The organism is Klebsiella sp. SWET4 (assembly GCF_024296565.1).
In the GTDB taxonomy this organism is placed as follows: domain Bacteria; phylum Pseudomonadota; class Gammaproteobacteria; order Enterobacterales; family Enterobacteriaceae; genus Klebsiella; species Klebsiella variicola.
In genome coordinates, this window is sequence record NZ_JANCOB010000016.1 from 86,350 (window position 1) to 92,810 (window position 6,461).

The following is a 6,461-nucleotide window of genomic DNA, read 5'->3' on the forward strand; positions in this document are numbered from 1 at the left end:
ACTCCTTAAGCCGTTTTCAGAGCGCCAACCGGACGGGCTGGCTCTACCTGGGGATAATACGCTTCGTTATGGCGCGCTTTGTCACGCAGACCGGCTGGCACTTCATACAGCGGGCCAAGGTGCTGGTATTGCTGTGCCATATCGAGATACTTCGCGCTGCCGATGGTGTCCAGCCAGCGGAATGCGCCGCCGTGGAACGGAGGGAAGCCCAGGCCGTATACCAGCGCCATATCCGCTTCCGCCGGGCTGGCGATAATGCCTTCTTCCAGGCAGCGGACGACTTCGTTAACCATCGGGATCATCATGCGGGCGATAATCTCTTCATCGCTGAAATCGCGCTTCGGCTGGCTGACGTCGGCCAGCAGGCTGTCGACGGCAGCGTCTTCTTCTTTCTTCGGCTTACCTTTGCTGTCTTCTTTATAACGCCAGAAACCGAGGCCGTTCTTCTGGCCGAAACGGTTGGCGTCAAACAGGGCGTCGATGGCGTCGCGATAATCTTTCTGCATCCGCTGCGGGAAGCCCGCCGCCATCACGGCCTGAGCATGGTGGGCGGTATCGATGCCGACCACGTCCAGCAGATAGGCCGGGCCCATTGGCCAGCCAAACTGTTTTTCCATCACTTTGTCGACTTTGCGGAAATCCGCCCCGTCGCGCAGCAGCTGGCTGAAGCCGGCGAAGTAGGGGAACAGCACGCGATTAACGAAGAAGCCGGGACAATCATTGACCACGATCGGCGTTTTGCCCATTTTGCTGGCCCAGGCCACAACTTTGGCAATGGTCTTATCCGAGGTTTTTTCGCCGCGGATCACTTCAACCAGCGGCATGCGATGCACCGGGTTAAAGAAGTGCATACCGCAGAAGTTTTCCGGGCGTTGCAGAACGCTGGCCAGTTCGCTGATGGGGATTGTTGAGGTGTTGGATGCCAGCACGGTATCCGGGCGCACTTTTGCCTCGGTTTCGGCCAGCACCGCTTTCTTCACTTTCGGGTTTTCGACCACCGCTTCAACAACCACGTCGACGCGATCAAAACCGCTGTATTCCAGGGTTGGCTGAATGGTGCTGATCACTCCGGCCAGCTTCAGACCGTCGATTTTGCCGCGTTCCAGCTGTTTATTCAGCAGTTTCGCCGCTTCGGTCATGCCCAGGGTCAGCGATTTGTCGCTAATGTCTTTCATCACCACCGGCACGCCTTTCCAGGCCGACTGGTATGCGATACCGCCGCCCATAATGCCAGCGCCCAGGACAGCAGCATGCTTCGGCGTCTCGACATCTTTGGTCAACTTTTTCGCTTTCGCTTTGACGTACTGGTCGTTCAGGAAGATACCAACCAGCGCGCGGGCCTCATTGGTATGGGCCAGCGGGACAAAGCTTTTATTTTCCAGCACCAGGGCTTCTTCACGACCAAGACGTGCGGCGGCTTCAATGGTTTTCACCGCGGTGATCGGCGCCGGGTAATGTTTCCCGGCCGTTTGCGCGACCATGCCTTTGGCAATCGTGAAGCTCATGGTAGCTTCAATTTTGCTGAGCTTCAGCGGCTCTAGTTTCGGCTGACGTTTTGCTTTCCAGTCCAGATCGCCATTAATCGCCTGACGCAGGATCGCCAGCGCGCCGTCACGCAGTTTTTCCGCTGCGACCACACCATCCACCAGGCCGATTTTCAGCGCCTGATCGGCGCCGACGTCTTTCCCGGCGGCAATAATTTCCAGCGCGCTATCGGCGCCGAGCAAGCGTGGCAGACGCACAGAACCGCCGAAGCCCGGCATAATGCCAAGCTTGGTTTCCGGCAGACCGATACGCAGATCCGGCGTCGCCAGGCGGTAATCGGTCGCCAGGACGCATTCACAACCGCCGCCCAGCGCGTAACCATTGACGGCAGAGATCGTCGGGACGGGAAGATCTTCCAGGCGATTGAAAACGCTGTTAGCAAAATGCAACCACTGGCTTAACTGCTCCTCAGGGACCAGGAACAGCGAGAGGAATTCGGTGATATCCGCGCCGACGATAAACGCCGCTTTTTCAGAGCGCAGCAGCAGACCTTTGAGATCGTTTTGTTTTTCCAGTACGTCCAGCGCGTGACCGAGGCTGGCTACGGTTGCGGTATCAAGCTTGTTGACCGAACCTGGGGCATCGAACACCAGTTCGGCGATGCCATCTTCCAGCCAGTCGAGGTACAGGGTGTCGCCTTTGTAGAGCATGTCAGTCTCCTGAATCCAGCAATATGATCTGGTCATACCAGATGAAACGGAGTGTGGAATTTATGTTAAAGAATTGCAAATTACTCTTTAAATAATTGCTGGTCGGATCACATCCGGCGGAAATCACCCGCACGCAGGGTGATGTGCTAAGATGCGGAGTATCACGATCCCATAAAAGCAAAGGATGAAAGATGGAATCCCTGTCCGCGCTCTATAAAAATCATATTGTTACCCTACAAGAACGTACCCGCGACGTGCTGGCCCGTTTTCAGATGGATGCGCTGCTGATTCACTCCGGTGAGCTGGTTAACGTCTTCCTTGACGACCACCCGTACCCGTTCAAGGTCAATCCGCAGTTCAAAGCCTGGGTGCCAGTGACGCAGGTGCCTAACTGCTGGCTGCTGGTGGATGGCGTTAACAAACCGAAGCTGTGGTTCTATCTGCCGGTCGATTACTGGCACAACGTCGAGCCACTACCGACCGCATTCTGGACCGAAGAAGTTGACGTCATTGCTCTGCCGAAGGCCGATGGCATCGGCAGCCAGCTACCTGCCGCTCGCGGTAATATCGGTTATATTGGGCCGGTACCGGAGCGCGCGCTGGGGCTGGGTATCGCTGCGGATAAGATCAACCCGAAAGGGGTTATCGATTACCTGCACTACTATCGGGCTTACAAAACGGATTACGAGCTGGCCTGTATGCGTGAAGCGCAGAAATCGGCGGTCAATGGTCATCGCGCGGCCTATGAAGCTTTCCAGTCCGGGATGAGCGAATTCGATATCAACCAGGCCTATCTCACCGCCACTGGTCACCGCGATACCGACGTGCCTTACAGCAACATTGTCGCGCTGAATGAGCATGCCTCCGTCCTGCACTACACCAAACTGGATCATCGCGCCCCGGCGGAGATGCGCAGCTTCCTGCTCGACGCTGGCGCAGAATATAACGGCTATGCCGCGGATCTGACGCGAACCTGGGCGGCGCACGGCGACAACGACTTTGCCCATCTGATCAAAGACGTTAATGACGAGCAGCTGGCGCTGATTAGCACCATGAAGGCCGGGACTCGTTATGTTGATTACCATATCCAGTTCCATCAGCGCATCGCAAAGCTACTGCGTAAACACCAGTTGGTTACCGACATAAGCGAAGAGGCGATGGTGGAGAATGACCTGACCGGGCCGTTTATGCCGCACGGGATTGGCCATCCGCTGGGTCTGCAGGTGCATGATGTCGCTGGCTTTATGCAGGATGACACCGGTACGCATCTGGCGGCGCCGTCGAAATACCCGTATCTGCGCTGCACCCGTATTATCGAGCCGCGCATGGTGCTGACTATTGAACCCGGCATCTACTTCATCGAGTCGTTACTGGCGCCGTGGCGTGAAGGCCCGTTCAGCAAGCACTTCAACTGGCAGAAAATTGACGCCATGAAGCCGTTTGGCGGGATCCGTATCGAAGATAACGTGGTGGTTCACGAAAACAGCATTGAAAATATGACGCGCGATCTGAAGCTGGCGTAATGGAAAGCTGGTTAATCCCGGCGGCGCCGGTTACCGTCGTTGAGGAGATTAAAAAAAGCCGTTTTATCACGCTGTTGGCGCATACCGACGGCGTGGCGGCGGCAAAAGCATTTGTCGAGTCCGTCAGAGCGGATCACCCTGATGCCCGCCACCACTGCGTGGCGTGGGTCGCCGGGCCGCCTGATGATTCGCAACAGCTGGGGTTTTCTGACGATGGCGAACCGGCGGGGACGGCGGGTAAACCGATGCTGGCGCAACTGATGGGGTGCGGCGTGGGTGAGATAACCGCTGTCGTCGTGCGCTACTACGGTGGTATCCTGCTGGGCACCGGCGGCCTGGTGAAAGCCTATGGCGGCGGTGTTCATCAGGCGCTGGCGCAGCTGACGACGCAGCGCAAGACACCGTTAACAGCATATACTTTGCAATGTGAGTATGGGCAACTGGCCGGTATCGAAGCGCTGCTCGCCCAATTCTCCGGGAAGGTAGTCGAAAGCGAATATCTGGCGTCGGTTCGGCTGCGCGTGGCGCTTCCCCGGGCCGAAGTGGCGGCTTTTTCAGCAAAACTGGCTGATTTTAGTCGCGGTTCATTGCAATTACTGAAGATTGACGAATAATCCCCTCTGTTTTTTTGCCTATCAAAGGAAGCGCCAGAGATGCATTTTCGCGCCATAACCCGAATCGTTGGACTGTTGGTCATCTTATTTTCGGGGACGATGATCGTTCCGGGATTAGTGGCCCTGATATATCGCGATGGCGCGGGGCGGGCCTTCACGCAAACCTTTTTTGTTGCGCTGGCGATTGGCTCCATGCTGTGGTGGCCGAATCGTAAACAAAAAGGCGAACTGAAATCCCGCGAAGGGTTTCTGATTGTGGTGCTGTTCTGGACCGTGCTGGGGAGCGTGGGGGCCTTGCCCTTTATTTTCGCCGAGCAGCCGAACCTGACGGTGACCGATGCCTTCTTCGAGTCATTTTCCGGCCTGACGACGACCGGAGCGACCACCCTGGTGGGTTTGGACTCATTACCTCATGCAATCCTCTTTTACCGGCAGATGCTGCAATGGTTCGGCGGCATGGGGATCATTGTGCTGGCGGTGGCGATTCTGCCTATCCTCGGCGTCGGGGGGATGCAGCTCTACCGCGCGGAAATGCCCGGTCCGTTGAAAGACAACAAAATGCGCCCGCGTATCGCCGAGACGGCGAAGACGCTGTGGCTTATCTATGTGTTATTGACGATAGCCTGCGCATTGGCGCTCTGGTTTGCCGGTATGCCGGCGTTCGATGCGATTGGGCACAGCTTTGCCACTATCGCCATCGGCGGTTTCTCGACTCACGATGCCAGCGTCGGCTATTTCAATAGCCCGATGATTAACTCTATCATCGCGATCTTTTTGCTGATCTCTGGCTGTAACTACGGTCTGCATTTTTCGTTATTGAGCGGACGCAGCCTGAAGGTGTACTGGCGCGACCCAGAATTTCGCATGTTCATTGGCGTCCAGTTGACGCTGGTCATCATCTGTACGCTGGTGCTATGGCTTCATAACGTGTATGGGTCGGTGCTGACGACGCTGAATCAGGCATTTTTCCAGGTGGTGTCGATGGCGACCACCGCGGGATTCACTACCGATAGCATTGCGCGCTGGCCGCTATTCCTGCCGGTGTTGCTGCTCTGCTCCGCATTTATCGGCGGCTGTGCCGGTTCCACGGGCGGTGGCTTAAAGGTGATCCGTATCCTGTTGCTGTTTAAGCAGGGCAACCGTGAGCTTAAGCGTCTGGTACACCCGAATGCGGTTTATAGCATCAAGTTAGGTAACCGCGCCTTGCCGGAACGTATTCTTGAAGCCGTGTGGGGGTTCTTCTCCGCCTATGCGCTGGTCTTTATCATTAGTATGTTGGCTATTATCGCCACCGGGGTGGATGATTTCTCTGCCTTCGCCTCCGTGGTGGCGACGTTGAACAACCTCGGGCCTGGGCTTGGCGTTGTCGCGGACAACTTTGCCACTATGAACCCGGTCGCGAAATGGATCCTGATTGCTAATATGCTGTTTGGTCGTCTGGAAGTGTTCACCTTACTGGTGCTCTTTACTCCCACTTTCTGGCGCGAATAACAGGAGTGCTCGTGAAAACTTTAATACTCTTCTCCACCCGCGACGGGCAGACCCGTGAAATCGCTTCGTTTCTGGCCTCCGAGCTGAAAGAGCTGGGCATCGACGCGGACACCTTGAACCTGAACCGTACCGATGTCGTCGAATGGCATCACTACGATCGGGTGGTCATCGGCGCGTCGATTCGCTACGGGCACTTACATCCGGCGGTGGACCGCTTTGTGAAAAAGCATCTGGCATCATTGCAGGCGCTGCCGGGAGCATTCTTCTCTGTTAACCTGGTGGCGCGTAAACCCGAGAAGCGCACGCCGCAGACCAACAGCTATACGCGTAAGTTTCTGCTGAACTCGCCGTGGCAGCCGCAGAGCTGCGCGGTATTTGCCGGCGCGCTGCGCTACCCGCGCTACAGCTGGTACGATCGGTTTATGATCCGCCTGATTATGAAAATGACCGGGGGGGAAACGGATACCCGCAAAGAAGTGGTCTATACCGACTGGCAACAGGTATCCCGGTTTGCTCGGGAAATCGCACAAATGGCGCGCAAATAGCGCGTAAAACTCGCGTTGTGATGGAAAATCGAGCGAACGAAAAGTTTTTTTGAATTTCCCCTTGTCACCTCAGAATTACTCCCTATAATGCGC

Annotated in this window: 5 protein-coding genes; 4 read left to right on the plus strand and 1 reads right to left on the minus strand. The window is 56.2% G+C overall.

The window, feature by feature from the left end:
* Nucleotides 1–5: 5 nt before the first annotated feature.
* Nucleotides 6–2,195: a fatty acid oxidation complex subunit alpha FadB gene (fadB, locus tag NKJ21_RS25160; protein WP_012543218.1), complete on the minus strand. Its 2,190-nt coding sequence runs from the start codon at nt 2,193–2,195 to the stop codon at nt 6–8.
* A gap of 191 nt (nt 2,196–2,386) precedes the next feature.
* On the opposite strand from fadB, the gene pepQ reads away from it, so the two are divergent.
* The 4 genes from pepQ to hemG are packed head-to-tail and all read left to right on the plus strand — an operon-like array spanning nt 2,387 to nt 6,368.
* Entirely contained in the window at nt 2,387–3,718 is a 1,332-nt protein-coding gene (pepQ, locus tag NKJ21_RS25165; RefSeq protein WP_012969182.1) for a Xaa-Pro dipeptidase, read from the plus strand.
* Nucleotides 3,718–4,332 carry an IMPACT family protein gene (locus tag NKJ21_RS25170; protein WP_008807924.1) on the plus strand — a complete coding sequence of 205 codons (615 nt, stop codon included), beginning with the start codon at nt 3,718–3,720 and terminating at the stop codon, nt 4,330–4,332. Before pepQ ends, NKJ21_RS25170 begins: the two co-directional genes overlap by 1 nt.
* Nucleotides 4,333–4,371: 39 nt before the next feature.
* On the plus strand, nt 4,372–5,823 hold the full coding sequence (trkH, locus tag NKJ21_RS25175; RefSeq protein WP_008807923.1) for a Trk system potassium transporter TrkH: 1,452 nt from the start codon (nt 4,372–4,374) through the stop codon (nt 5,821–5,823).
* Between the two features lie 11 nt (nt 5,824–5,834).
* Nucleotides 5,835–6,368, plus strand: a complete 534-nt coding sequence (gene hemG, locus NKJ21_RS25180; RefSeq protein WP_254733272.1) for a menaquinone-dependent protoporphyrinogen IX dehydrogenase — start codon at nt 5,835–5,837, stop codon at nt 6,366–6,368.
* Nucleotides 6,369–6,461 lie beyond the last annotated feature (93 nt).

Coding starts and splice junctions, on each gene's coding strand:
- fadB (WP_012543218.1), bottom strand. CDS start 2,195: ATGCTCTACAAAGGCGACACCCTGTACCTCGACTGGCTGGAAGATGGC.
- NKJ21_RS25170 (WP_008807924.1), top strand. CDS start 3,718: ATGGAAAGCTGGTTAATCCCGGCGGCGCCGGTTACCGTCGTTGAGGAG.
- pepQ (WP_012969182.1), top strand. CDS start 2,387: ATGGAATCCCTGTCCGCGCTCTATAAAAATCATATTGTTACCCTACAA.
- trkH (WP_008807923.1), top strand. CDS start 4,372: ATGCATTTTCGCGCCATAACCCGAATCGTTGGACTGTTGGTCATCTTA.